The organism is Parahaliea mediterranea (assembly GCF_017255185.1).
In the GTDB taxonomy this organism is placed as follows: Bacteria; Pseudomonadota; Gammaproteobacteria; order Pseudomonadales; family Halieaceae; genus JAFKCZ01.
The window spans coordinates 284,489-310,398 of record NZ_JAFKCZ010000008.1; the positions used below are offsets into that span (position 1 = coordinate 284,489).

Annotated in this window: 21 protein-coding genes; 4 read left to right on the forward strand and 17 right to left on the reverse strand. The window is 65.4% G+C overall.

Going from position 1 to position 25,910, the window contains the following annotated elements:
• Window positions 1-7: 7 nt before the first annotated feature.
• From JYP50_RS13005 to rpsB, 17 genes are all read right to left on the reverse strand, one after another.
• On the reverse strand, window positions 8-2,059 hold the full coding sequence (locus JYP50_RS13005; protein WP_206560964.1) for a hypothetical protein: 2,052 nt from the start codon (window positions 2,057-2,059) through the stop codon (window positions 8-10).
• A gap of 46 nt (window positions 2,060-2,105) precedes the next feature.
• A complete protein-coding gene (locus JYP50_RS13010) occupies window positions 2,106-4,346 on the reverse strand; it encodes a TonB-dependent receptor (protein ID WP_206560965.1) in 2,241 nt (746 codons plus the stop codon).
• Window positions 4,347-4,766: 420 nt separating this feature from the next.
• Window positions 4,767-5,363 (reverse strand): ribonuclease HII, encoded by a 597-nt coding sequence (gene rnhB, locus JYP50_RS13015; RefSeq protein WP_206560966.1) that lies wholly within the window; start codon window positions 5,361-5,363, stop codon window positions 4,767-4,769.
• Between the two features lie 2 nt (window positions 5,364-5,365).
• Window positions 5,366-6,502, reverse strand: a complete 1,137-nt coding sequence (gene lpxB, locus JYP50_RS13020) for a lipid-A-disaccharide synthase (protein ID WP_206560967.1) — start codon at window positions 6,500-6,502, stop codon at window positions 5,366-5,368.
• A 14-nt stretch (window positions 6,503-6,516) separates the two neighbouring features.
• Entirely contained in the window at window positions 6,517-7,287 is a 771-nt protein-coding gene (lpxA, locus tag JYP50_RS13025) for an acyl-ACP--UDP-N-acetylglucosamine O-acyltransferase (protein ID WP_206560968.1), read from the reverse strand.
• A 9-nt stretch (window positions 7,288-7,296) separates the two neighbouring features.
• Window positions 7,297-7,734, reverse strand: coding sequence for a 3-hydroxyacyl-ACP dehydratase FabZ (gene fabZ, locus JYP50_RS13030; RefSeq protein ID WP_206560969.1), 438 nt, complete (start codon window positions 7,732-7,734; stop codon window positions 7,297-7,299).
• A 21-nt stretch (window positions 7,735-7,755) separates the two neighbouring features.
• On the reverse strand, window positions 7,756-8,781 hold the full coding sequence (lpxD, locus tag JYP50_RS13035) for a UDP-3-O-(3-hydroxymyristoyl)glucosamine N-acyltransferase (protein WP_206560970.1): 1,026 nt from the start codon (window positions 8,779-8,781) through the stop codon (window positions 7,756-7,758).
• Between the two features lie 4 nt (window positions 8,782-8,785).
• Window positions 8,786-9,304 (reverse strand): OmpH family outer membrane protein, encoded by a 519-nt coding sequence (locus JYP50_RS13040; RefSeq protein ID WP_347136785.1) that lies wholly within the window; start codon window positions 9,302-9,304, stop codon window positions 8,786-8,788.
• Window positions 9,305-9,346: 42 nt separating this feature from the next.
• Window positions 9,347-11,950, reverse strand: a complete 2,604-nt coding sequence (gene bamA, locus JYP50_RS13045) for an outer membrane protein assembly factor BamA (RefSeq protein ID WP_206560971.1) — start codon at window positions 11,948-11,950, stop codon at window positions 9,347-9,349.
• Window positions 11,951-12,024: 74 nt separating this feature from the next.
• The gene (gene rseP / locus JYP50_RS13050) at window positions 12,025-13,380 is read right to left on the reverse strand and encodes an RIP metalloprotease RseP (RefSeq protein ID WP_206560972.1); all 1,356 of its coding nucleotides are present in this window, start codon (window positions 13,378-13,380) and stop codon (window positions 12,025-12,027) included.
• Window positions 13,380-14,597: a 1-deoxy-D-xylulose-5-phosphate reductoisomerase gene (gene ispC / locus JYP50_RS13055; protein WP_206560973.1), complete on the reverse strand. Its 1,218-nt coding sequence runs from the start codon at window positions 14,595-14,597 to the stop codon at window positions 13,380-13,382. The genes rseP and ispC overlap by 1 nt, the downstream gene beginning before the upstream one ends.
• A gap of 45 nt (window positions 14,598-14,642) precedes the next feature.
• Complete coding sequence (locus JYP50_RS13060) at window positions 14,643-15,479, reverse strand: phosphatidate cytidylyltransferase (RefSeq protein WP_206560974.1); 837 nt, start codon at window positions 15,477-15,479, stop codon at window positions 14,643-14,645.
• Complete coding sequence (uppS, locus tag JYP50_RS13065) at window positions 15,472-16,251, reverse strand: polyprenyl diphosphate synthase (protein ID WP_206560975.1); 780 nt, start codon at window positions 16,249-16,251, stop codon at window positions 15,472-15,474. Before uppS ends, JYP50_RS13060 begins: the two co-directional genes overlap by 8 nt.
• Window positions 16,252-16,276: 25 nt before the next feature.
• Complete coding sequence (gene frr / locus JYP50_RS13070) at window positions 16,277-16,834, reverse strand: ribosome recycling factor (RefSeq protein WP_206560976.1); 558 nt, start codon at window positions 16,832-16,834, stop codon at window positions 16,277-16,279.
• Window positions 16,835-16,862: 28 nt separating this feature from the next.
• Window positions 16,863-17,588, reverse strand: coding sequence for a UMP kinase (pyrH, locus tag JYP50_RS13075; RefSeq protein ID WP_206560977.1), 726 nt, complete (start codon window positions 17,586-17,588; stop codon window positions 16,863-16,865).
• 702 nt (window positions 17,589-18,290) lie between these two features.
• On the reverse strand, window positions 18,291-19,148 hold the full coding sequence (tsf, locus tag JYP50_RS13080) for a translation elongation factor Ts (protein ID WP_206560978.1): 858 nt from the start codon (window positions 19,146-19,148) through the stop codon (window positions 18,291-18,293).
• A gap of 121 nt (window positions 19,149-19,269) precedes the next feature.
• Window positions 19,270-20,022, reverse strand: a complete 753-nt coding sequence (rpsB, locus tag JYP50_RS13085) for a 30S ribosomal protein S2 (protein WP_206560979.1) — start codon at window positions 20,020-20,022, stop codon at window positions 19,270-19,272.
• A 340-nt stretch (window positions 20,023-20,362) separates the two neighbouring features.
• Here rpsB and map point away from each other — a divergent pair, with 340 nt between their 5' ends.
• Genes map through nth form a run of 4 tightly spaced genes read left to right on the forward strand, consistent with a single transcriptional unit; the run spans window position 20,363 to window position 25,710 of the window.
• A complete protein-coding gene (gene map / locus JYP50_RS13090; RefSeq protein WP_206560980.1) occupies window positions 20,363-21,136 on the forward strand; it encodes a type I methionyl aminopeptidase in 774 nt (257 codons plus the stop codon).
• Window positions 21,137-21,144: 8 nt separating this feature from the next.
• A complete protein-coding gene (gene glnD / locus JYP50_RS13095) occupies window positions 21,145-23,811 on the forward strand; it encodes a [protein-PII] uridylyltransferase (RefSeq protein WP_241263105.1) in 2,667 nt (888 codons plus the stop codon).
• A 16-nt stretch (window positions 23,812-23,827) separates the two neighbouring features.
• Window positions 23,828-25,027 carry a succinyldiaminopimelate transaminase gene (gene dapC, locus JYP50_RS13100; protein WP_206560981.1) on the forward strand — a complete coding sequence of 400 codons (1,200 nt, stop codon included), beginning with the start codon at window positions 23,828-23,830 and terminating at the stop codon, window positions 25,025-25,027.
• A gap of 26 nt (window positions 25,028-25,053) precedes the next feature.
• Entirely contained in the window at window positions 25,054-25,710 is a 657-nt protein-coding gene (gene nth, locus JYP50_RS13105) for an endonuclease III (RefSeq protein WP_206560982.1), read from the forward strand.
• Window positions 25,711-25,910 lie beyond the last annotated feature (200 nt).

Here is a 25,910-nt window from a genome sequence, read left to right on the forward strand (position 1 = left end):
AAACAGCCTAGGCGGCCGGGACCGCGCGCCGAACCCGAAGCGGCCGCCCCTCCCGGGCCAGGGCCTCGAGCGCCACGCCCCCGCCCAGGATGCGGCCAAGGGGGATACCCCGCGCCGGCGGCGACGCCCCGTCCTCACGGGCCAGGTTGATAAACAGGCGCGCCGGCCCGCCTTCCACCGTCGGCGGCAGCAAGAAGACCACACCCCAGCCATTCTCAAACTCCGGGTCCCGGGACTCCCCGGCGTCGAGCACCGCGTCCGCGCCCCCTTCCAGGGCCAGCTGGACACCCTCGCCGACCGCGACCCGGGACAGGAAGCGACCATCCAGGTCACCGGCCGCCACCTGCGACAGCAAGCGCGCCACCGCCTCCGGTGAGCGCCGGGGATAGAGCGCCAGGGTCACATCGCCGCCCGCGGTTTGCAGCGTCACCTGCCGGGTCGCGTCCCGCGGGTGGGTATCCAGCCACCAGCCGCGAAGCGCCGCCGAATCGATAACCCGCAGGTGCTCCCGGTAGGCGCGCAACTGCGCCGCGGGAAAACCGACATCCGCGCCACGCAGGTGGGTGTCGAAAAAACCGCTCACCAGGTCGTTTTGCAGGGCGATCATCGTCGCGCCGTCAATAGGGCCGGTCACCAGGTCGCGCAGCCAGCCGCGCAGGAACAGGGGGATATCGGTGTAGGCCGCATGGGTCGCACCGCGCACCATCAGGCGATAGACGTCCTCGCGCAGGCCCGCCAGTTCGGGGCGCTCGTAGGAAAAGTCGTTGTAGCCCATGCTCGGCTCGCCGACATCCTCGCCCACCATGTTGGCCAGGATGCCAAAATCGGAGTAGAGCATCATAAAGGGCGCCGGCACTGAACGCTTCAAACCCTGCAGATGGAAATCCCGCCCATCCAGGTTGACGCCGGCGGCGCAGCGCGCATCCACCCGGCAAAAGGCGCCGGTAGTGGAACCACCGTAGGACATACCCATCTGCCCGGTCCGGCGAAAGTCACTGGCGGCCACCAATTCGGCGACGGCCCCGGGCACCGCCCCGCGCTCCAGGCTGTCCAGCAGGAAAATCCGGTCCTGTAGCCACACCTCGGCACTTTGCGTGACCAGGGCGTGCCCCTGCGCGCGGGCCTCCCGGGCAAAAGCCTCGATACCCGCGTGGCGCTCGGCCGGCGTGGCGCCGGCCAACACCGCCCTGTCGGCCGCGCTCGGCTCCAGGGTGCTGGCGCTGCGCGCGGCGGCGGCGGGATCGGCCGCGACCACGCCGCCGTCGGGAAACACCGTGCCCGCCGAGTCGTGGGTGTGCTGCAGGGAGTAGACCGCGTAGCCACGGCTGGCCAGGGCCTCCATCAAAGCACTGCTCTGGCCGGCAAAGGCGTGGTAACCGTGACTGAAAACCACGACCGGTAACTGTGCCGCCCCCGCCAACAGGGGCGCCGCCTCGTAGGCGTTGCTGCGGCCGTGACTGAAATACTGGGCGAAAAAAGGCAGGCCGAACAGCTCGCCGATACCGGTAATGGTGTACTTCGTCTCCGCCTCGCTCAGGTAGGGGCGCCGCGGCAGGCCCGTCACGTCCCCCGCCGGGTACCAGGCGCGCACCAGCAGGCGGCGCGGCTCGGCGGCACCCGCCGCGAAAACGCCACGGCGGCTGATATCCACCAGTTCGAAAGCCCGCGTGCCCACCGCGTGGGGACCGCCGGGCGGCGGCAGGTCGCGGACCGGGAACAGGTACAGGGGCGCCGCCGCCACGCCCGCCAGCAGGGCGACCGCGATACCGGACTTCCAGGGCACGCCACCCCCCTTGCGCGCCCCGCCCCCGCGCGCGAACAGAGCCAGGGGCAACAGCAGCAGGGCCACCAAGGCGCCCGCCCCACCCTGCCAGCGGTAGTTCGCCAGGCCCCAGATGCCGGCCGCGAACACCACCAGCAGGCTGGCGAACAACAGGGCCGTGCGCCAGCGCAGCCCCCTCGCCCACCAGGCCAGCAGGAAAACCGCCAGCGCCAGCAGGATCAGTACATCACTTGCAATCATCGGTAACTCCAGGGCGGTCCAGGCATGCCATTTCATACAGGCTTCCCGTCACATTACAACCGGGACGGGAAGCCGCCGACCGCTAGAAATCGTAGCGGAGATTGACGCCGAGGGTGCGCGGACGCTCGAAAATACCGGCGGAATTAACAAACCCCGGGGCGACCTCGGTGTCGGTGCGGGCGGTGAGATCCCGCTCGTCGAACAGGTTCGTCGCGTAGAGCGACAGGCGGTAGGGCCCCCGCTCCACGCCCAGGTTAACGTCGGTTATCACCCGGCTGTCCACCTCGCCCGCCAGGGCTCCGGCCAGGGGGAAGTTGGTGACGAAGTCGTCGATGTAGCGCACGCCGCCGCCGAAGCTGGCATTCCAACCGGCCGCGAGCTCGAAGGCATAGGACCACTGCAGTGAGGCTTTCCAGCTCGGCACGCCCGGAATATCCTGGTCTTTCTCGCCGCCGAAACCCGGCTCATCGTCGTCGAGGGTACTGTGGGTATAGCCCATGTTCAGGGTAATCTCGAAATCGTCGGTCAGGTTCAGTGCGGTCACGCTCTCAAAACCGTAGGCGGAGAGACCGCTGTCGGCGTTGGTGATGGTGTTGAGGCCGTTGACCAGAAGCGGCGCCTGGAAATTGTCGTAGGTGGCGTACCACAGGGCCAGGTCGTAGGAAATCAGGCCGTCCAGGGCCCAGCCCTTGGCGCCGGCTTCGTAGCTCCAGGAGGTGTCTGACTCGACGAACTCGGTGGTGGCCAGATCACCCGTGGCGAGATTGACCACCGGCAGGTTGGGGGTCGCCGGGCGGTAGCCGCTGGCGATGGTGGTGTACAGGGACACATTCTCACCGGGGCGGTAGCGCGCGCTCAGCAGGTAGGTGTCGACGGTATCGTCGATGACCTGCCTGGACTGCACCCGCGGCCCACCGGTGACCAGCAGTCCCTCGGCGGTGAAGTCCAGCTCGATCTCGTTGTCGCTGTAGCGGGCACCGAGTTGCACATCGAAGTTGTCGCTGAAGTAATAGGTCACGCTGCCGAACACCGCCGCCTCGGTGTAATTCGAGGGGAAGGAGGCGTCGGAGAACACCACCGGCGTATCCGGCTCGATGCGCCCGCCCTGCACATTGCTGGTGTCCTCGTCGGTGTAGTAGAGGCCGGCCTGCCACTCCAGGTCGCCGTCGGCCCGGGAGGCCAGGCGAATCTCCTGCACGAACTTCTCCGAGCGGGACTCGGCGTCGAAGGTCAGGGAGCTGGTGCCAACCGGACGCTGCAACAGCAAGTCGATCAGCGGGCCGAAACTGCGCGTCACGTCCTGCGCGGTCAGCAGGCTGTTCTCGGCGTAGCTGGTGGAGGAGATCAGGGTGGCGAAGGCCATGTCGTAGGTGATCGTGCCGGAGACCACCTCGAACTCGACCTCCTTGCGGGTCCCGTCCTCCACCGAGCTGTAATCGCCGAGCAGGCCATCGGTGCTGCCCGGGCCCGCCAGGGTCACCTCCGACAGCGCGTCGCTGCTGCTTTCCTGCTTGAGGTAGTTCAGGCGCAGGCCCAGGTCGTCCGTGGCCTGGTACAGCAAGTCGAAGGAGTAGCCCTCCACATCGCCGCCATCGACATCCCTGTCCAGTGTCTTGCCGGGATCAATGCCCATGGGACCCTGTACGCGGTCGACATAGCCCGCCACGTCCCGGGTGAAGCCCGCGATGGTCAGGCCCAGCTTGTCCTCGATCAGGGGAATACTCACCCGGCCGCTCACCGTATTGCCGGTATCGCCGGAGCTCACCGAATTGACGTCCAGGCCCAGGCTGCCCTCGAACGCCTGCAGATTGGGCTTGCTGGTGATATAGCGCAGGGCGCCGCCCACCGCGGAGGCGCCCCACAGGGTGCCCTGGGGCCCCTTGATGATTTCGACCCGCTCCACGTCCAGCAGCATGCCGTCGAGGAAGATACTGTCACCGTTGGCGTAGGCGGTACTGCTGGTTACCGGGGTTTCATCGGCGTAGATCGCGAACACCGGCGTGGACGCCAGCTGCGGAATGCCCCGCGCGGTCAGCGTGCCCAGGCCGGGCTGGCCGCGACTCTCGAACTGGACGCCCGGGGTGTAGCGCACCACATCCTCCACGCTCTGCAGCCCTTTCAGGGCGAAATCCGCGGGGTCCACCGCGACCACCGAGGCCGCCACGTCCCGCAAGGACTGCTCGCGCCGGCTCGCGGTGACGATCACCTCTTCCAGGGCCACAGGCTGGCCGCGGCCGTCCTGGGCGGTGCTGCTCGCCGCTGTCGTCATTGAACCGAGGGCGGCGAGCACCGCCAGCGAAAGGTGTTTTTTCCGAGTCGTCATTATTTATCCCCTAGTTGGAAGGCCATGTGACCGCGAGGGACGGATTCAGCCCATCCCGCAGCCCATCACTTATCTCAGCTTTAACCAAATTCTTTCACATATTTAACAGCCATATATATAACTTATTAAATACATGGCTGCAATATTTTAAAGACAAGAGCATTCCGGCAACGGGATATGCAAAAAACCCGGCACATGACAGCCGTAACAGGGACTCAAAGCCGACAACGGGGAGAAAAGGGACGAAAATGGCGAAATAACGGGAATAAGCACGCCCCTCGAGAGGGAACACTCGCCAGGACTCCAGCTGATTGTGAATGGCGCCGAAGACCGCAACCGCTCGGCGGCCGCGAAGAGCGAGGGGAGCAAGGAGAGCGCGGGGCGATCAGCGCAATTCGGCGGGCCGCGCCGCCGGCCCGGTCAATCCGTTAGCAGGGCCCGCACCGGGGCGAAACTGCGTCGGTGCACCGGCGTGACACCCAGTTCGCGCAGGGCGGCGAGGTGGGTGGCGGTGGGGTAGCCCTTGTGGCTGGCGAAGCCATAGCCGGGGTACTGTGCATCCAGGTCCATCAGCTCCCGGTCGCGCTGCACCTTGGCCAGAATGGAGGCGGCGGCAATGGCCGGCACCCGGTCGTCGCCCTTGACCACCGGCTCTGAGGCGTAGTGCCAGCGGGGCAGCCGGTTGCCGTCCACCAGCACATAGCCCGGCTGCACCGGCAGCGACTCCACCGCGCGCTTCATCGCCAGCAGCGAGGCGTGGAGGATGTTTAATTCGTCGATTTCCGCCACTGTCGCCCGCGCCACCGACCAGGCCAGGGCCTGCTCGCGAATCGCCTCGGCCAGGGCCTCCCGGCGGCGTTGGCTCAACTTCTTGGAATCGCGCAAACCGGTGATCGGCCGGGCCGGATCGAGGATCACCGCCGCCGCGACCACGTCTCCGGCCAGCGGACCGCGGCCGACCTCGTCCACGCCGGCGAGATCCGGTCCCTCGTAGTCGCTTGTGAACAAGTCCTGCACGACTAGCTCCCCTCCCCGATTGTGGCCAGCAGGGAATCCGCCGCGCGCGCGGCAAAATCCAGGGCCAGTTGCTCGTGGAGCGCGTCAAAGGCCCGGCACTGGGACGCCGCCGCGTCCGGGTCCCGCAGCAATGGCAATAGCGCCTCCGCCATGGCCGGCGCGGTGGCCGCATCCTGAATCAGCTCAGGCACCAGGGCACGGCCCGCAAGGATGTTGGGCAGGGCCGCCCAGGGGGTTTTCACCAGGCGCGACACCAGGGCCCAGGACAGCGGCGCCATGCGATAGGCCACCACCATCGGCCGCTTGAGCAGCATCGCCTCCAGCGTGGCGGTGCCGGAGGCCAGCAACACCGCGTCGGCGGCGGCCATGACCTCTCGGGAACGGCCCTCGACCAGGGTCAGGGGCAGTCCCGGCTGGGAGCGCAGCAATTCGCGCAATTGGGCGTGGCGCTCGCCACTGGCCGCGGGCAGAACGAAGTGCAGGTCGGGAAGCCGGGTTGACAATTCGCTCGCCGCGGCCAAAAACAGCGGCGCCAGTTGGCCGACTTCACCGCCGCGGGAACCCGGCAACAGCGCCAGCAGCTTGCCCGCCGCGGGCAGGCCCAGGGCGGCGCGGGCGGCCGCGGCATCCACCCGGCGCGGGATCTCGTCCGCCAGGGGATGGCCGACAAAACTCGCCGCCACCCCGTGCTCGCGGTAAATCGGCAGCTCGAAGGGAAACAGGCAGAGCATGCGGTCCACGCTGCGGCGGATGCTCTCGATGCGGCCGGCGCGCCAGGCCCACACGGTGGGGCTGACCAGGTGGGCCGTGGTGACACCGCAATCGCGCAACTTGCGCTCCAGGCGCAGGTTGAAATCCGGCGAGTCGATACCCAGGAACAGATCCGGCGGGTTGTCGTGAAAGTGGCGATAGACGGCGCCGCGGATGCGCAGCAGTTCCGGCAGGCGCTTGAGGGGCTCGACAAAGCCCATCACCGACAGCCGCTCCATGGGAAACAGGCTGTCCAGACCCTGGGCCGCCATCAGGGGGCCGCCGATACCCTCCACCACGAGGTCGGGATGCCGCTCGCGCAGGGCCGCCAGAACCCGGGAACCCAGGATGTCGCCGGAGGCCTCCCCCGCCAGTACACCGATGCGCATCGAGAGCTTCGCCGCTAGCGGACGATTCCGCGCTCCGACGCGCGCACCGAATCGATCAGGACCTTCACCTCGGGGGTATCGCGCAACATGGTTTCCAGGCGCTGCAGGGCCAGCTCCAGGGTGAGGCCCTGGCGATAGAGAATCTTGAAGGCGCGCCGCAACTGGCTGATGGTCTCGTTGGAAAAACCGCGCCGGCGCAGGCCCTCGACATTGATGGTCTTGGCCTCCGCGGGCGTACCGCTGACGGTTACGTACGCGGGCACGTCCTTGCCGATACCCGTGGCCATGCCGCTAAAGCTGTGGGCGCCAATCTTGCAGAACTGGTGTACCAGGGTATAGCCGGAAAGGATGGCCCAGTCGCCCACGTATACATGCCCCGCGAGCGCCGCGTTGTTCACCAGGATGATGTGGTCGCCCAGCACGCAATCGTGGCCGATATGCACATAGGCCATGATCAGGTTGTGGTTGCCGATGGTGGTCTCGGAGCGATCCTGCACGGTGCCCCGGTGGATGGTAACGTTTTCGCGAATCACGTTATTGTCGCCGATCACCAGCCGCGTGGGCTCGTTGCGGTACTTGAGGTCCGGCGTCGACTCCCCCACGGAGGAGAACTGGTAGATGTGGTTGTTGGCGCCGATACGCGTCGGCCCCTTGATCACCACATGGGACTCGATCCGACAGCCCGGCCCGATTTCCACGTCGGGCCCGATCAGGGTCCAGGGCCCCACACTCACATCATCGGCCAGCCTGGCGCCGGGATCGACTATCGCCTGCTCGTGGATCATGGCGGGGAATCAGGCTTTGCGGTCTGCGCAGAGAATCGTGGCGGAGGCGGCCAGTTCCCCGTCGACATCGGAACTCACCTCGAATTTCCAGATACCGCGGCGATCCCCCAGGATCTTCGCGCGCAGCATGACCCGGTCGCCGGGCACGCAGGGGCGTTTGAAGCGCAGGTTATCGGCGCCCACGAAATAATAGATCGAGCCGTCCGCGGGGGTTTTGTTCTGGGACTTGAAGCCCAGCACACCCGCGGCCTGGGCCATGGCCTCGACCAGCAACACCCCCGGGAACACCGGCTTGTCCGGAAAGTGGCCGTCGAAAAAGGGCTCGTTGATACTGAGGTTCTTGTAGGCGACGATCGATTCGCCCAGATTGATTTCCACCACCCGGTCCACCAGCAGGAAGGGGTAGCGGTGCGGCAGTAACTTGCGAATTTCGGCGACGTCCATCATCGGAACGGTCTTCCTCCGTGCTTAGTGGTCGCGCCCCTGGTCGAGGGAAGCCTCGAGACTGGACAGGCGCCGTTGTATTGAGTCGAGCTGCGCAAAGCGCACGGCGCTGCGCTTCCATTCACGCGTGGTGGCCATCGGGGTGCCGGATGAGTAGGAACCGGGCTCGGTGATCGACTTGGTCACCATGGTCATCCCGGTGACGTGGACGTTGTCACAGATCTCCACGTGGCCGACGACGCCGACACCACCCGCGAGGGTGCAATTGGCCCCTATAATCGTGCTTCCCGCGAGTCCGGTGCAACCGGCGATCGCGGTATTTTTTCCGATGCGGCAGTTGTGCGCGATCTGCACCAGGTTGTCGATGATCGCGCCGTCCTCCACCACCGTGTCCTCAATGGCGCCGCGATCGATGGTGGTACAGGAGCCCACTTCCACACGATTGCCGATGCTCACCCCGCCGAGCTGGTAAATCTTCTCCCAGCCGTCGGGGCCGGGGGCAAAACCGAAACCGTCGCCGCCCAGCACCGCCTGGGAGTGGATGGTGCAGGACTCGCCAATACTCACCCCGTGGTGCAGCACCGCGTTGGCATGGATGCGCGTTCCCGCGCCCACCCGGCTGTTGTGGCCGATATAGACATTGGCGCCGATCACCGCCCGGGGCCCAATCACCGCGCCGGGTTCTATCACCGCGTTGGGCCCCACGGAGGCCGAGGGGTCTACCTCGGCATCGGCGGACACCGTGGCCGCGGGATGGACGCCAGCCGGCGCCTGGGGGGATTGATCGAACAGACCGCTCACCCGGGCGAAGCAAAGATAGGGGTTCTCGGCAATCAGGTGGTCCACCGGGCACTGCTCAGCCAGCTCCGGCGGCACGATCACCGCGCCGGCGGCGGTCGTCGCCAACTGCGACAGGTATTTGCGGTTGGCCAGGAAGGCCAGATGCTGCGGGCCGGCGGCGTCCAGCGTCGCCAGGCCCGTGATGCGCCGTCCCGCGTCACCCGAGAACGCTATCCCCAGCTTTCCTGAGAGCTCCCCGAGTGTGTACACGTGTTTACTCCGCGGACAGCTGGTTCAGCTTGTCCGTCACCTTGGCGGTGATGCTGTAGCCGGCGTCGGCGTGGATCACTGACTGGCGTTGCAGCAGCAGGCCGATGCCCTCGGTGGTGATCAGCTCGCGCAGCACTTCCTGTACCCGGGGCGACATTTCCTGCAGCAGCGCCTGGCCGGCGGCCTGCTCGGCATTCTGCAACTTGCCGGTCACGTGCTCCAGGTCGGACTGCTTGCTCTGCAGCTTCTGCCGCGCGGCCACCTGTTGCTCCTGGCTCATCACCGCGGCGTCCTTCTGGAAGTCCTTGACCAGGTCGTCGAACTCTTCCTTGAGCTTGTCGTATTCGGCCTTGTCGGACTTGTAGTCCTCCTGGGCGCGTACCGCCGCCAGGCGTTTCTGCGCGTGGTCGGTCTGCAGGATGGCCTGCTCCAGATTGACCACCGCGATCTTGCCCTGGGCCCAGCCGGCGAGCGGCAGCAGCAGGGCCACGGTAGCGATTGCGACTTTGAATAGCTTGGACACGGTTATCTCCATCATTGGTTCAAAAAAAGTTGGGGCCTGGCCCTAGAAGCCCCGGCCGAGGGTGAACTGGAACACTTCCTCCTCGTCCTCGGGGCCGGCATTGAGCGGCTTGGCCAGGCTGAAGGTCATCGGGCCGAAGCCGGTGATCCAGGTCACGCCGACACCCGCCGAATAGCGCAGTTCACTGGCGTCGATGTCAAAGCAATTCAACTGGTTGGCCAGGCACTCGGTGTTGAATACGTTGCCCACGTCCACGAAGAAGGCCGAGCGCAGCTTGCTGCGGTCCTTGATAAAGGGCAGCGGGAACAGCAGCTCGGCGCTGCCTTCCACCAGCACGTTGCCGCCGAAGGGATCGGGGTCGTCGCGGAAATCGCGGAACACCAGCTTGCCGGTCTCTGGATCGCGCACGTAGCCGAAACCGCGCCCGTCTTCACCACCGCGCTCGACCGGATTGCCGTCCTCGTCGATCTCGGTCACCGGCCGGTCCACCAGGTAGACCTCCGCCTTGGTACTGCGGGGCCCCAGGGTATTGCTCTCGAAGCCGCGCACGGAACCGAAGCCGCCGGCGAAGAAGTTCTCGTAGAAGGGCAGGCCCTGGGTATTGCCGTAACCGTCGCCATAGCCCAGCTCGGTGCGGAAATGCAGGGTCCACTCATTGTGGATAGGGAAGAATATCTCGCCGCGGTAGGTCAACTTGTAGAATTCGAGATCGGAACCCGGCACCGCCACTTCCAGGGCCACCGACTGGGCCGCGCCCCGGGTGGCGAGACGGCCCCGGTTCAGGGTCGACTGGCTCCAGCTGCTGGTCACGGTCCAGTTCAGGTATTCGTTGCCGTGGATGTCGAGGAAGCCCGGCTCGCCCGGCGGCGACAGCGCGTCCGCCGGCAGCGAATCGATCGGGAACAGCTCCTCGACGCCGCTGTAGGTGCCGTCGCTCAGGCGGGTGCTGTCGTACCAGAAGTCCACCCCGTCCTGCAGGCGCGGGCTGGCCTTGATTTCCTGCACCGCGTACTGGCCGGCAGTGATCTCGGTGTTGGACACCCCGAAACTGAAGCCCAGGCGCTGGGTCTCCGAGATCGGGTAGCCGAAATTGAGCGCCGCGCCCAGGGTGTCGGTGGTGTAGCTGGCGACGTTCACCTCGGACAGGTCGGTGGAGCGGTAGTAAATATTAAAGCCCCGGCTCACCCCGTCCTCGGTGTAATAGGGGTTGGTGTAGCTGAAGTTGTACAGGTCCTGGTAGCGGGAGCTGTTGAGGGCGATGCCCACCCGGCGGCCGGTCCCCAGGAAGTTGTCCTGCTGCAGGTTCAGGCCGAGGATCAGGCCCGCGTCCTGGGCGTAACCGAAACTGGCGCCGATGCTGCCCGAGGACTGCTCCTCGACATCGAACTCGACATCGATCAGGTCGTCGTGGCCCGGCACCTCGGGGGTTTCCACCGAGGCCTTGCTGAAGTAGCCCAGACGCTCCAGGCGCACCCGCGACTGCTCGATGGCGGCGGCGGAGGCCGGGGCGCTCTCCATCTGGCGCATTTCCCGGCGCAGCACGTCGTCGGCGGTCTTCTGGTTGCCCTTGAAGTTCACCCGGCGCACGTAGGTGCGCTTGCCCGGGTCGACGAAAAACTTCATCGCCACGGTGTTGTTGTCCTCGTCCACCTCGGGAATGCCGGTCACCTTGGCGAAACTGTAGCCCTCGTTGCCCAGGCGGCGGGTGAGGTACTCCTCGGTGGAAGTCACCAGTTGCTGGGAAAAGGTCTGCCCCTCGCTCACCAGCAGGAAACGCCGCAGGTCGGTCTCGGGCAGCACCAGGTCGCCGGACAGGTCGACGTCGCTGACGGTGAACTTCTCACCCTCGGTGACATTGGCGGTGATGTAGACGGCTTCCTTGTTGGGGGACACCGAAACCTGGGTGGAGTCGATGCTGAACTGCAGGTAACCGCGGTCCATGTAGTAGGACGTCAGGGTTTCCAGGTCGCCGGTGAGTTTTTCCCGGGAGTACTTGTCGTCGTTGGTGAAGAAGGAGAACCAGCCCGTGGTCTTCAGCGCGAACAGGTCGGTGAGCTCCTCGTCGTCGAACACCTCGTTGCCAACCACGTTGATATGCTTGATCGCGGCGACGTTACCCTCGTCGACATCGATGTTGATCGACACCCGGTTGCGCGGCTCCGGCAACACCTCGGTCTCGATGTTGGCGTCGTAGCGCCCCTGTTGCACGTACTGGCGCTGCAGCTCCAGCTGCATGCCCTCCAGGGTGGAGCGCTGGAACACCTGCCCCACCGCCAGGCCGGCGCCCTTGAGGCCATCAAGCAGGGCCTCGGTCTCGATGGCCTTGTTGCCCTCAATATTGATCTCGCTGATGCTCGGGCGCTCGTCGACGATCACCACCAGCACGTTGCCATCGCGGCCGATGCGAATATCGTCGAAGTTGCCGGTGGCAAACAGGCTGCGGGAGGCGGCGCGAATGGCCTCCTCGTTCACCAGGTCACCCACCGCCAGGGGCATGGCGGCAAACACACTGCCGGCGGATATACGCTGCAGGCCCTCCACCCGGATGTCGCTGACGATGAACGAGGCCGAGGGCGGCTGTGCCGCCGCGAGTGGCGCCACCAATACGAGGGTGAGCGCCAGCCATGTGGGAAGTCGCTTGGTCAAAATTCTCTCAAACACCGGATAGGGCCTGTCAGCAAGTCATCTTGTTTGGTTGTGTTTATTCCCGACACACTCGGCTACAGGCGTGCGAAATCGTTAAACAGGGCCAGCGCCATGATCGACAAAACCACGAACAATCCCAACTGGTACCCCAAAACTTGTATTTTCTCTGGTACGGGCCGCCCGACCAACAGCTCCACGGTGTAATACAGGAGATGCCCCCCGTCGAGCACCGGAATGGGCAACAGGTTGAGAACCCCCAGGCTGACACTGAGCAGCGCCAGGAAGCTGATATAGGATTCCAGCCCTGACTTGGCGGACGCGGACGCCACTTTAGCAATGGTGATGGGGCCGCTCAAGTTTTTTGGCGAGATCAGGCCCTGCAGCATCTTCTTGATGGAGTTGAGCGTGAACATCACCAGGTCGCCAGTGCGCTGCACGCCCGCCACCAGGGCCTCGACCGGCCCCCGGGAGAAACTGCGCACCAGTTCCGGCGGCATGTCTGGAACGACCACCGCCACCCCCACACGACCAAAGGCCTCGCCGTCCTCGCCCACGATTCGCTCGGGGACGATGTCGGCGGTGAAGCGCTCCTCGCCGCGGCGAACCTCGAGCGCAATGGACTCGCCCGGCCGCGCGCGCACGTATTCCACCCAGTCCTGCCACAGGGGCATGCCGATGCCGTCGGCGCTGAGTACCATGTCCCCGGTCCTGAGCCCAGCGGCCTCGGCGGGACTCCCGGGAGTCACTTCCCCCACCTCGGGCAGGATGTCCGGCGTGTACAGGGTCAGCCCCAGGCCGCCGAGCAGGTCGGGCTGCTCCTGGTCCGAGAGCCACTCGGTGACAAAGGCCTCGGACTCGTAGACCACGTCGGAACCGGGGTACTTCACCGCGAAAGTGATGGTGCCGGTATCGCCAATGCGATCGAGCAACTGGAAATTCAGGGCCTGCCAGGTCGGGGTATCGCGACCGTCCACCGCGACGATCTCCTGTCCGGCCTCGAGACCGGCGACTTCGGCCACCGAGCCGGTTTCCACCCCGCCAATCACCGGCGAGAAACCGCTCTCCCCGGCCATGAACAGGCCCCAGTAGGCGACAATGGCCAGGGCGAAATTGGCCAGCGGCCCGGCCGCCACCACCGCGATGCGCTGCAACACCGGCTTGCGGTTAAAGGCCCGGTGCTGCTCCGCGGCGGGCACCTCGCCCTCGCGCTCGTCGAGCATCTTGACATAACCGCCGAGGGGGATCGCCGCCACGCTGAACTCGGTGCCGTGCCGATCGCGCCAGGTGGCCAGGGGCTTGCCAAAGCCGATGGAAAAGCGCAGCACCTTGACGCCGCAGCGCCGCGCCACCCAGAAATGGCCGTACTCGTGCACCGCCACCAGCACGGCCAGGGTCAGCAGGGTTATTGCTATGGTGTAAAGCAAATCCATTAGATCTCCACGCCCGCGGAACCGCGCGTCGGGCCATCGGCCACAAATACCTCGGCCGCGTGCCGCGCCTCCGCGTCAGCAGTTTCGACCACAGCCAGCGATCGGGGTTCAACCACGGGGCAGCGCTCGAGCGTCCGCTCGATCACCGCGGGAATGTCGTTGAAGCCAATACGGTTGTCGAGGAAAGCCGCCACCGCCACCTCGTTGGCGGCGTTGCAAATCGCCATCGCCGTGCCCCCGGCGGACACCGCCTCGCGCGCCAGCCGCAGGCAGGGAAAACGGCCCTCGTCCGGGGCCTCGAAATCCAGCCGCGAAGCCGCCACCAGATCCAGGGGCGACACCCCCGCGTCCACCCGCTCCGGCCAGCTCAGGCCATAGGCAATGGGGGTGCGCATATCGGGGTTGCCCAGCTGGGCCAGTACCGAACCGTCCCGGTACTGTACCATGGAATGGACGATACTCTGGGGGTGCACCACCACGTCCACCCGCTCGGGCGCCAGGTCGAACAACCAGCAGGCCTCGATAAACTCCAGGCCCTTGTTCATCAGCGTGGCCGAATCCACGGAAATCTTGCGCCCCATGTCCCAATTGGGATGGGCACAGGCCTGCTCCGGGGTCGCGGCGGCCATTTGCGCCACGCTCCAGGTGCGAAACGGCCCGCCCGAGGCGGTGAGCAAGACTTTGTCGACCCCCGCCCGCCCGGGTCGCCCGGCGCGATCCACCGGCAGACACTGGAAAATCGCATTGTGCTCGCTGTCGATCGGCAACAGCAACGCGCCGGACTCGTGCACCGCCTCCATCAGCAGGTGCCCGGCCATCACCAGGGATTCCTTGTTGGCCAGCAACAATCGCTTGCCGGCGCGGGCCGCGGCCAGGGTGGAAGGCAGGCCGGCGGCCCCCACCACCGCGGCCATCACCGCATCCACGGCGGGATCGGTGGCCACCCGGCACAGCCCCTCCTCGCCCTGCAGGACCTGCGTGCCCAGCTCGCCGGGCAGCGCATCGCGCAAGGCCTGGGCGGCGTCGGCACAGGCCATCACCGCGAACTCCGGGCGATGGGTCCGGCACTGCGCCGCCATCGCCGCCACCGAGGTATTCGCCGCCAGCGCGAATACCCGGTAGCGATCCGGATGCCGGGCAATCACATCCAGGGTGCTGAGACCAATGGAGCCGGTGGAACCCAGCACACTGACCGCCTGTTGCGCGGGATTTGCCATGCCTGTCTCGCCGTTACTCACCTATCACTACCCATCTGCCGCGACTCACCAGTCCACCAGCAACAGACCCAGGGCAAACACCGGAGCCGCGCCGCAGATACTGTCCAGCCGATCCAGCACGCCGCCGTGCCCCGGCAGGATCGAGCCGCTGTCCTTCACCCCGCTGTGGCGCTTGACCATGCTCACTGTCAGGTCCCCGACCACCGACGCCAGCGCCGTGCTCAGGGTCACCGCCACCACGGCCATCAGGCTGACATGGGCCATGCGCGGGGGCAACAGGTACCAGATCAACAGCGCCAGCAGCAGCACGCAGGCCATGCCGCCCCAAAAACCCTCCCAGGTCTTCGCCGGGCTGACCGCGGCCGCCAGTTTATGGCGGCCAAAACGCTTGCCGGCGAAGTAGGCGCCGATATCGGCCGCCGCCACTATCACGATCATGCCCACCATCAACAAACCGCCGCCCGGGAAGCTCAGCAGGTACACCGCCGCCACCCAGGCGGCCGCCATGATCAGCACGCCCATCAGGGTGCGCATCGCCCGGCTGCTCCAGAGCAGGGCGCTCGAGGGGTAGCCCTTCACCCACAGCAGGGAGAAGCTCCACCACAGGCAGGCCAGCCCCAGCACCGGCTGCACATCCTCCCGCCGGGGGCCCTGGCCGAGACCGCAATAGACGTACAGCGCGGCCATACAGGCGACCACGATCAGCACATAAAAGCCGCGCGCCCAGGGGCCGCGCCAGCCGGCCAGCGGAGCCCACTCCCAGCAGCCCAGGGCCACCACCACGGCGAAAAACACCGCCAGGCCGGACAGCGGCAGGAAGGCCATCGCCCCCAAAAACAGGGCGGCCATGATCAGCGCCGTAACGACGCGCTGTTTAAGCATCCCCGCCACCGGCAACCAGATCGTCCGGCGCACGCAAACCGAAACGACGCTCCCGGCGACTGTAGTCAGCCAGGGCACGGGCGAATTCCAGCTCGCCGAAGTCCGGCCACAGGGTATTGGTGAAGTACAGCTCGCTGTAGGCGAACTGCCACAGCATGAAATTACTGATGCGCGCATCGCCGCCGGTGCGGATACACAGGTCCGGCCGCGGCAGGTCGGCGGCGGACAGGTAGCCGTCCAGAAGCTCGACGGAAATATCCTCCGGCTGGATTCTCCCCGCCCGCACTTCCTCCGCCACGGCCCGGGCCGCCTGGGCGATATCCCACTGGCCGCCGTAGTCCACCGCAATCACCATGGTGGCGGCGCGGTTGTCACGGGTGAGATGCTCCGCCCGCTCCATCAGGCGCTGCAGGCGCTCGCTGAAACGGCCGCGCTGGCCGATAAAGCGCAGCCGCACGCCATCCTTGTGCAATTCCCGCACCTCATTGCGCAAATAGCGCGACAGCAGGGCCAGCAGGGCCCGCACTTCCGGTTGCGGCCGCCCCCAGTTTTCACTGGAAAAGGCGAATAATGTCAGCACCTCGACGCCGTGGTCGCGGCAGGAGCGCAACACGCCCCGCACCGCCTCCACGCCGGCGCGATGGCCAGCCGGACCAGGCACGCCCTGGCGCCTGGCCCAACGATTGTTGCCGTCCATGATAATGGCGACATGACGGGGCACGACGGCTGCGTTGGCCGCGGCCCCCTTGTCGGATCCTTGAGATTTGGTCATAAAGCCGATGGCCAGGGCCTCTGCCCTATATTTCCATCAGGTCTTCTTCTTTGGTGGCCAGCATCTCCTCCACCTTGGCGACGTACTTGTCGGTCAGCTTCTGCACCACTTCCTGACCCCGACGCTCATCGTCCTCGCTGATTTCCTTTTCCTTGACCATGTCCTTGAGCATCGTCATCGCGTCGCGCCGCGCATTGCGCACCGACACCCGCGCCGACTCGGCTTCGTTCCGCGCCTGGCGGATAAAGCCCTTGCGCGTTTCCTCGGTGAGCATGGGCATGGGGATGCGAATCACCTCCCCCGCCGTGGCCGGGTTCAGACCCAGGTCCGATTTGAGAATGGCTTTCTCGATGTCGGGAATGATGGACCGGTCCCAGGCCGTCAGCGACAGGGTCCGGGCATCTTCCACGTTGATATTTGCCACCTGGTTCAGGGGCGTATCAGACCCGTAGTAGGACACCTTCAGCCCGTCGAGCAGACTGGGGTGGGCCCGCCCGGTGCGGATCTTGTTGAAATTGTGGGCCAGCGCCTCGAGGCTTTTCTCCATCCGCTCGGAGGCTTCTGCTTTTATATCGTCAATCACGTTTCATCTCCTTGTTACCCCGAACCGTTTACTCAATCAGGGTGCCGTCCTGCCCGCCGCGCACGATGTTCAGCAGCGCCCCCTGCTTTTCCATCTCGAAAACCCGCACCGGCATCTTGTGATCCCGGCACAGGCAAATGGCGGTCAGGTCCATTACTTCCAGTTTCTTGTCCAGCACCTCGTCGTAGGTCAGCCGCTCGTACTTGACGGCCTCGGGATCCTTGAAGGGGTCCGCCGAATACACGCCGTCCACCTTGGTGGCCTTGAGTACCAGGTCGGCCTCGACCTCGATACCCCGCAGGCAGGCCGAGGAGTCGGTGGTAAAGAAGGGGTTGCCGGTACCGGCACTGAAGATCACCACATCGCCATTGCCCAGGGCGCGAATGGCCTTGCGCCGGTCGTAGTGATCGACCACGCCACTCATGGGAATGGAGGACATGACCTGGGTGGCGATATTGGAGCGTTCCAGCGCGTCGCGCAAAGCGAGGGCGTTCATCACCGTGGCGAGCATCCCCATGTGATCCCCGGTCACCCGGTCGAGCCCGGCGGCCTGCAGCGCGGCGCCGCGGAACAGGTTGCCACCCCCGACCACGAGTCCGACCTGGACGCCGATCCCCACCAGCTGGCCGATCTCGAGGGCCATCTGGTCGAGGACCTTGGGGTCGATCCCGAATTTCTCGGTCCCGGTGAGCGCCTCGCCGCTGAGTTTCAGCAGGATGCGCTTGTACTTCTTGTCACCTGAGGCTTGCGGCATGAATCTGGTCTCCTGAACTGGTGGCGTATATTACAGGACATCGGCGCTACACCCCAGTGCATTTTTGCGACTGGCGGGCAAAGGGGCCAATATCGGAGTTTGACACTGGTTCTTTGGGAGTTCACTGCAAGTTCATTGCAAATATCGACCTGCAAGGCTCTCTCCGGCTTTCCTCTTCCTCGGTCATAAGCTTCGATCGCCGCCCGGAGCGGCGCGCGAAGCGGGTGCCTCCTGCCAGACACGCCGTAAACCCGTCCATGGGGGCTCGGCAGCGCCCGTCCAGGGCGCTGACGGTCTGGCAGGAGGCACCCGCTCCCCACGCCTACAGCCCAAACCCAAGGCACTTCGAGCAACCAACGCAAAGCAACGGTTATTAGTCTGCGGCAGAGCCCATCAGCCCAAATCGAAGCAGTGCAGTGCCGGGGAGGCCCTTCCGCGACCGTCAGCGGCCATGGACGGCCGCTGCCGAGCGCGACATGGAGAGCCTGCCCCTCTTTTCGGGCACGTCATGCTTGTAGCGTGTCGCGGAAGGGCCTCCCCGGTGCGGCGCTGCGCCACCGAGCCCATGCGCAACGCCACCGACTCACACACAGAGCCACCGCCCCCAAGAGCCACACAACCAAACCCCTTGCGCAAACCCCCCAAACACCAGATAACAAAACGGGGCCAAAAGGCCCCGTTTCGAAGTACTGCGCGTGGCGATCAGCCCTTCAGCTGGGCCGCCACCTCGTCGGCGAAGTCGACTTTCTCGACCTCAATGCCCTCACCCACCTCAAAGCGCGCAAAAGACACCACTTCCGCACCGGCGCCGGACACCAGCTTGCCAACGGTCACGTCCGGATCCTTCACGAAAGCCTGCTCCACCAGGCTGTTCTCCGCCAGGAACTTCTTCACCCGGCCGCCGATCATCTTCTCGATAATCTCCGCCGGCTTGCCTGAGTCCTGGGCCTGGGCCGTGTAGATTTCCTTCTCCTTGGCAATCACCTCTTCCGGCATATCCGCCGGAGACACCACGCGCGGGTTTACCGCCGCCACGTGCATCGCCACATCCTTCGCCAGGTCCTGGTCGCCGCCCTTCAGCTCCACCAGCACCGCAATGCGCTTGTTGCCGTGCACATAGGAGCCGACCACACCACTATCCGCGGTCACCAGCTGCACGCGACGCACGCCAATGTTCTCGCCAATCTTCTGTACCAGCGCCTGACGATCAGACTCCAGCTCACCTTCCATCAGCTCGGCCACCTCGGCCTGGCGCGTAGTGAAGGCCGTGTCCAGCACCTTTTCCACAAAGGCCAGGAAACCCGCGTCACGGGCCACGAAATCGGTTTCGCTGTTCACTTCCACAACCACCCCGAAGCTACCGTCTTCGGCAACGCGGGAAGCCACCACGCCATCGGCGGCGGTGCGACCAGCCTTCTTGGCGGCCTTCATGCCGCTGGCCTTGCGCAGGTCCTCGATCGCTTGCTCAACATCGCCGCCGGCGGCCGCCAGGGCTTTTTTACATTCCAGCAAGCCCAGTCCGGTGCGCTCGCGAAGTTCTTTGACCAGTGCTGCAGACATACTGTCCTCCTGCTAGTCCCCCTTGAGGGAAATCTTTAATACCAAAATCCCCGGTATCGGCTGCTGCCACCGGGGATTATTGCAGACCCCGGTGACAGCTGCGTGACCGGGGTGAGTGTGCTTACTCGGCCGCGGGCTCTGCCGGCGCGGACTCCTCGACAAACTCGTCCTTGGCGACCATCGCCTCGCCGCCCTCGGCCTTGCCGGCCACACAGGCGTCCGCCACGGCGGTCACATAGAGCTTGATGGCGCGAATGGCGTCGTCGTTGCCGGGGATCACATAGTCCACGCCGTCGGGGTTGGAGTTGGTATCAACCACGCCGATCACCGGAATACCCAGCTTGTTGGCTTCGGTAATGGCGATGCGCTCGTGGTCCACGTCAACCACGAACAGCGCGTCGGGCAGGCCGCCCATATCCTTGATACCACCGATGGAGCGCTCCAGCTTCTCCATGTCGCGAGTGCGCATCAGCGCCTCTTTCTTGGTCAGCTTGGCGAAAGTACCGTCGGCCTGCTGGGCCTCCAGGTCGCGCAGCCGCTTGATGGAGGCGCGAATGGTCTTGTAGTTGGTGAGCATGCCGCCCAGCCAACGGTGGCTGACGTAGGGCATGCCGGCGCGCTCGGCCTGCTCCTTGATGACCTTGCCAGCGGCACGCTTGGTGCCCACGAACATGATCTTGTTCTTGTTGCCAGCCATCTGCTTGACCTTGTTCAGGGCGTCGTTGAACGCCGGAACAGTGTACTCAAGGTTGATGATGTGGATTTTGTTGCGGGCACCGAAGATGTACTGGTCCATCTTGGGGTTCCAGTAACGGGTTTGGTGACCAAAGTGGGCGCCCGCCTGCAGCAGTTCGCGCATGCTTACTTGCGACATAAGATAAGTACCTTGTAGTGGGTTAGTCCTCCACATATCCCGTGCCCCAAACCGGCCTTGCCGGCACCCTGGGACAGGTATTGATATGTGTGCGTCGTTTAATGTGATTTCCCGCCGGCACAACGGCCTCCGTTCAGGGGCGCCCGCCAGCGAGGCGCGCTTTATACCACAAGTGCACCCGCGAGGAAAGGCACAGCCCGCCGACGAAGGGGGGGCAATTCCCGCGGGCCATGCGCTTTTACCCGGCGCATGCGTTAGAATACGGCGTTTCGGGCGCTCCCGGCACCACCGGACCCCTCCCGGACTCAAACTAAAATCTTTTATTTTCAATAGGTTAGTAATGGCGGTATCAATCAAGACAGCCGACGAGATCGAACTCATGCGCACCGCGGGGCGCCTCGCTGCCGAGGTGCTCGAGATGATCGAGCCCAAAGTGGAGCCCGGAATCACCACCGGGGAGCTCGACGCCATCTGCCACCGCCATATCACCGAGGTGCAGGACGCCATCCCCGCCTGCCTCGGCTACCATGGTTTTCCCCGCTCGATCTGCACCTCGATCAATGAGGTGGTCTGCCACGGCATTCCCGCCGACAACAAAAAACTCAAGAGCGGCGACATCGTCAATATCGATGTCACCGTGATCAAGGACGGCTACCACGGCGACACCAGCATCATGGTGCTGGTGGGCGATGTCCCCGATCACGCCAAGCGGCTGGTGCGCGTCACCCAGGAGTGCCTGTACAAGGCGCTGGACATCGTGCGGCCCGGCACCACCCTGGGCGACATCGGCCACGTGATCCAGCAGCACGCCGAGAAAAACTACTACTCGGTGGTGCGCGAGTATTGCGGCCACGGCATCGGCCAGGTCTTTCACGAGGATCCCCAGGTACTGCACTACGGCAAGAAAGGGGCGGGACTGGTGCTGGAGCCGGGCATGACCTTCACCATCGAGCCCATGATCAACGCCGGCCGCCGCCACACCAAACTCAACCAGAAGGACGGCTGGACCGTCACCACCAAGGACGGGCGCCTGTCCGCGCAGTGGGAACACACCCTCGGGGTCACGGAGGACGGCTGCGAAATCTTTACCCGGCGCAGCAACGAACCTTTCTGAGGGCCAAGATGACCGCCGCCAACACCTCCCTGCCGCCGGCGATGTTCGACGTGGACGGGTTCCGCGCCGACATCGCCGGCGGCAACACCATCGGGCGCTGCAAGGCCGCCCTCGGCGAAGCCAGCGACTATCTCGACACCCAGTTTCACGCCGGCGTCGAGGCGGGTGACCTGATTCGCCTGCGGGCGCGGTTCATGGACGAGTTGCTGGGCGCCCTGTGGGATCTCCAGCCCTGGCCAACCGATACCGCGCTGGTGGCGGTGGGCGGCTACGGCCGCGGCGAACTCCACCCCCACTCCGACATCGACATACTGATCCTGATCGGCGAAGACCGGGAGGCCTGCCAGGGCCTGGTCGAGGCCTTCCTGACCCTGCTGTGGGATATCGGCCTCGCCGTGGGCCACAGCGTGCGCACCGTAAAAGATTGCCGGGTCAATGCCGCCCGGGATATTACCGTGCTCACCAACCTGATGGAGGCGCGGGTCCTGCGCGGTAGCGAGCCGCTGATGCAGGCGGTGCGCGAGGCCACCTCCCCGGCGCAGATGTGGCCCAGCGCGGAATTTTTCCGCGCCAAGCTGGACGAGCAGCAGGCCCGCCACAACAAGTACGCCGATACCGAGTACAACCTGGAGCCCAATGTCAAAGGCTCACCGGGCGGCCTGCGCGACCTGCAGGTCATCGGCTGGATCGCCGAACGACACTTCGGCGTCAAAACCCTCGATGAGTTGTCCACCGGCAACTTCCTCACCCCCGATGAACGGCGCATCCTCGACCGCGGCCGGGAGTTCATGTGGCGGGTGCGCTACGCGCTGCACATGGTCACCGGACGCGAGGAAGACCGGCTGCTGTTCGATCACCAGCGCGCCCTCGCGGAACTGTGGGGCTTCGAGGACGGCGACAAACTGGCGGTGGAGCAATTCATGCAGCTCTTCTACCGCTGGGCCCTGGCCCTGGGCCAGCTCAACGAAGTGCTGATCCAGAATTTCGACCAGGCCATCCTGCACGCCAGCGGGGCCGACGAGCTGCGCGATATCAACGAGCGCTTCCGCACCCGCAACGGCTATATCGAGGTGAAGGACGAGCGCCTATTCCAGCAGTACCCCCCGGCGCTGCTGGAGGTATTCCTGCTCTGCGCCCAGGACCGCGACATCATCGGCATCGGCGCCCCCACCATCCGCCTGCTTCGCGACCACCGCCACCTGATCGACGACAACTTCCGCGCCGACCCGCGCAACCACAAGCAGTTCCTGGATATCCTGCGCGCGCCCTACCGGGTCACCCGCCAGCTGCGGCGGATGACGCGCTACGGCATTCTCGGCAACTACCTGCCGGAGTTCGGCCGCATCGTCGGCCAGATGCAGCACGACCTGTTCCACGCCTATACCGTTGACGCCCATACCCTGGAAGTGATCCAGAACATGCGCCGCTTCCAGGCGCCGGAGTACGAGGAGCGCTTCCCGGTCTCCAGTCGCGTGGCCCGGCGACTGCCGAAGATTGAACTGCTGTACATCGCCGGGCTGTACCACGACATCGGCAAGGGCCGCGGCGGCGACCACTCGGAACTCGGCGCGCTGGACGCCGAGCGCTTCTGCCTGCAGCACGGCCTGCTGCAGCGTGACACCAACCTGGTGGTGTGGCTGGTGCGCAACCACCTGACCATGTCCGCGGTCTCGCAACGCAAGGACATCTCCGACCCGGAGGTGATCCAGCAGTTCGCCCGGCACGTCGGCGACCAGCACCGGCTGGACTACCTGTTCACCCTGACCGTGGCCGACATCAACGGCACCAATCCCAATCTGTGGAACGCCTGGCGCGGCAGCCTGCTGCGCCAGCTTTACACCGAGACCAAGCGCGCCCTGCGCCGCGGCCTGGAAAACCCCATCGACAAGCAGGTGTGGATCGAGGAAGCCCGCAACGCGGCCATCGACATTCTCGAGTACCGGGGCTTTACCATCGAGGAGCTGGAAGACCTGTGGCGCGAACGCGGCGAGGACTATTTCCTGCGTGAGCGGGCGGAGGATATCGCCTGGCACACCGAGGCCATCGCCGGCCACTACGACCGCAGTCAGCCCCTGGTGCTGGCGCGCAGCTCCAATGATTCCAGCGTGGCCAATGCCACCCAGATTTTCATTCACGCCCAGAGCCACCCGCACCTGTTCTCGCGGGTGTGCGCGGAGCTGGAGCAGCTGGACCTGAGCATCCACGACGCGCGCATCTACAACGCCAATGACAACATGACCCTCGACACCTTCTTCGTACTCGACTCCGATGGCAGCGCCATCGCCGAGGACGGCGCGCGCCTGAAGCACATCCGGGAACACCTGGCCCGCGCCCTGGCCACCGACACCGACAAGCCGGCGGTGGTGCAGCGGCTCACCCCCCGGCAGATGAAATCCTTCACCGTGCCCACCGAGACTCGCATGTCGGTGGATGAAATCAAGCACGTCAGCGTGCTGGAAGTGGCCTCGCCCGACCGCCCTGGGCTGCTGGCGCGCATCGGCCAGGTATTCGTCGAGCACGACGTGGTGTTGCAGGCCGCCAAGATCCAAACCCTGGGGGAGCGGGTGGAGGACGTGTTCTTCATCACCGACGACCGGGACCAGCCGATCACCGATCCCGGGCGCTGCGAGGCCATCCAGGACGCGATCCGCGAGCGCCTCGACCAACAACTCTGAACGGCCAGACCACACCATGAATCCACAGCTTGCGTTGCTGCAGCCCTATCCCTTCGAAAAACTTCGCGAACTGTTCGCCGATATCCAGCCCAGTCCGGAGCACAGCCCGATCGCCCTGTCGATCGGCGAACCGCGCCACCCCTCGCCGCCCTTTGTGCTGGAGCGCCTGGCGCAGCACCTGGACAAACTGGCCAACTACCCCGCCACCCGCGGCGGCGACCAGCTGCGCGGGGCCATCGCCGGGTGGCTGGAGCGCCGTTTCGGCCTGCGGAGTGTTGACCCGGAACGCCAGGTACTGCCGGTCAACGGCACCCGGGAAGCCCTGTTCGCCTTCGCCCAGACGGTAATCGAACCCGGGCGGGACGGCGCGGTCATGAGCCCCAACCCCTTCTACCAGATTTACGAGGGCGCGGCCCTGCTCGCGGGCACGCGACCCCAGTTCATCGACTGCACTGCGCAAACCGGCTTTGCACCCGACTTCGACAGCGTCACGCCGGAGCAGTGGCGGCGCTGCCAGTTGCTCTACATCTGCACCCCCGGCAATCCCAGCGGCGCGGTACTGTCGATGACCACCCTGCAAAAGCTGATTGCCCTGGCGCGGGAACACGACTTTATCATCGCCAGCGACGAGTGCTACTCGGAGATCTATTTCGACGAGGAGGCGCCGCCGCCGGGGCTGCTGCAGGCCTGCGCGGCGATGGGCGAACACGACTTTGCACGCTGCGTGGTGTTTCACAGCCTGTCCAAGCGCTCCAACCTGCCCGGGCTGCGCTCGGGCTTCGTCGCCGGCGACGCCGATATCCTGGCGCAGTTCCTGCGCTATCGCACCTACCACGGCTGCGCCATGCCGCTGCACCACCAGCTGGCCAGCGAGGCCGCCTGGGAGGACGAGGCCCACGTGGTGGACAACCGTCGCCGCTACCGGCAAAAATTCGACAGCGTACTCGGCATTCTCGCGGAACTCGGCGACGCCCTGCCCGTGGCCCGGCCGGACGCCGGCTTCTACCTGTGGCCGGCCACACCGGTCGCCGATACCGACTTCGCCCGCGCGCTGCTTGAAGACTACAACGTCACCGTGCTGCCCGGCCGCTACCTGGCGCGGGACGCGGGCCGGGGCAATCCCGGCGAGGGCCGGGTGCGCATGGCGCTGGTGGCGGAACACGCCGACTGCGAGGAAGCGGCGCGGCGTATCGTCGACTGCGTACAGGGCCTGTAGGCATTCACCACCGGGAAATACCGTCAATGTTGAAAAAAGCCGAGCGGGTCGACTATATCCTGCATCGCCTGCAGGAGCTCTACCCCCAGACCCCCATCCCCCTGGACCACAAGGACCCCTATACCCTGCTGGTGGCGGTGCTGCTCAGCGCCCAGTGCACCGACGAGCGGGTCAACCAGGTCACCCCCGCGCTGTTCGCGGTGGCGGACAACCCCGTCGACATGGCCGCCCTGGACGTGGAACAGATCCGCGAGATCATCCGCCCCTGCGGCCTGTCGCCGCAAAAATCCAAGGCCATCAAGCGCCTCAGCGAGATTCTGCTGGAAGAACACGGGGGCGAGGTGCCGGCGGACATGGAGGCCCTGGAGCGCCTGCCGGGCGTGGGCCACAAAACCGCCGGCGTGGTGATGGCACAGGCCTTCGGCGTACCCGCCTTTCCGGTGGACACCCATATCCACCGCCTGGCCCAGCGCTGGGGCCTGACCAGCGGCAAGAACGTGACCCAGACCGAACGCGACCTCAAGCGGCTGTTCCCCGAGGACTACTGGAACCGCCTGCACCTGCAGATCATCTACTACGGCCGCGAGTACTGCACCGCCCGGGGCTGCGACGGCCGGGTGTGCGAGATCTGCCGCACCTGCTACCCCGAGCGCAAACATCCCAAGAAGACCCTGAAAGCCTGAACACCACGGCGGCGGATCGAAGCCCCCTGTAGGGTCGAATTCATTCGACCAAAAAGCGGCGGAGTAAACATCTGCGTTCTTAGAACGCAGACTTGCTTTTAGCCCCCTATAAGGGGGCTGTGAAGCCAGCCTTCTTAGAAGGCTGGCCCAAGTTGTGCCATCTTCAGATTATCGACGTAAGTCCATACGGACTTGTTTCT

Bases quoted from the DNA above. Each gene is read 5' to 3' on its own strand.
- JYP50_RS13005 (WP_206560964.1), bottom strand. From the start codon at position 2,059: ATGAAATGGCATGCCTGGACCGCCCTGGAGTTACCGATGATTGCAAGT.
- JYP50_RS13010 (WP_206560965.1), bottom strand. From the start codon at position 4,346: ATGACGACTCGGAAAAAACACCTTTCGCTGGCGGTGCTCGCCGCCCTC.
- lpxB (WP_206560967.1), bottom strand. From the start codon at position 6,502: ATGCGCATCGGTGTACTGGCGGGGGAGGCCTCCGGCGACATCCTGGGT.
- lpxA (WP_206560968.1), bottom strand. From the start codon at position 7,287: ATGATCCACGAGCAGGCGATAGTCGATCCCGGCGCCAGGCTGGCCGAT.
- fabZ (WP_206560969.1), bottom strand. From the start codon at position 7,734: ATGATGGACGTCGCCGAAATTCGCAAGTTACTGCCGCACCGCTACCCC.
- rseP (WP_206560972.1), bottom strand. From the start codon at position 13,380: ATGGATTTGCTTTACACCATAGCAATAACCCTGCTGACCCTGGCCGTG.
- ispC (WP_206560973.1), bottom strand. From the start codon at position 14,597: ATGGCAAATCCCGCGCAACAGGCGGTCAGTGTGCTGGGTTCCACCGGC.
- JYP50_RS13060 (WP_206560974.1), bottom strand. From the start codon at position 15,479: ATGCTTAAACAGCGCGTCGTTACGGCGCTGATCATGGCCGCCCTGTTT.
- uppS (WP_206560975.1), bottom strand. From the start codon at position 16,251: ATGACCAAATCTCAAGGATCCGACAAGGGGGCCGCGGCCAACGCAGCC.
- pyrH (WP_206560977.1), bottom strand. From the start codon at position 17,588: ATGCCGCAAGCCTCAGGTGACAAGAAGTACAAGCGCATCCTGCTGAAA.
- tsf (WP_206560978.1), bottom strand. From the start codon at position 19,148: ATGTCTGCAGCACTGGTCAAAGAACTTCGCGAGCGCACCGGACTGGGC.
- rpsB (WP_206560979.1), bottom strand. From the start codon at position 20,022: ATGTCGCAAGTAAGCATGCGCGAACTGCTGCAGGCGGGCGCCCACTTT.
- map (WP_206560980.1), top strand. From the start codon at position 20,363: ATGGCGGTATCAATCAAGACAGCCGACGAGATCGAACTCATGCGCACC.
- glnD (WP_241263105.1), top strand. From the start codon at position 21,145: ATGACCGCCGCCAACACCTCCCTGCCGCCGGCGATGTTCGACGTGGAC.
- dapC (WP_206560981.1), top strand. From the start codon at position 23,828: ATGAATCCACAGCTTGCGTTGCTGCAGCCCTATCCCTTCGAAAAACTT.
- nth (WP_206560982.1), top strand. From the start codon at position 25,054: ATGTTGAAAAAAGCCGAGCGGGTCGACTATATCCTGCATCGCCTGCAG.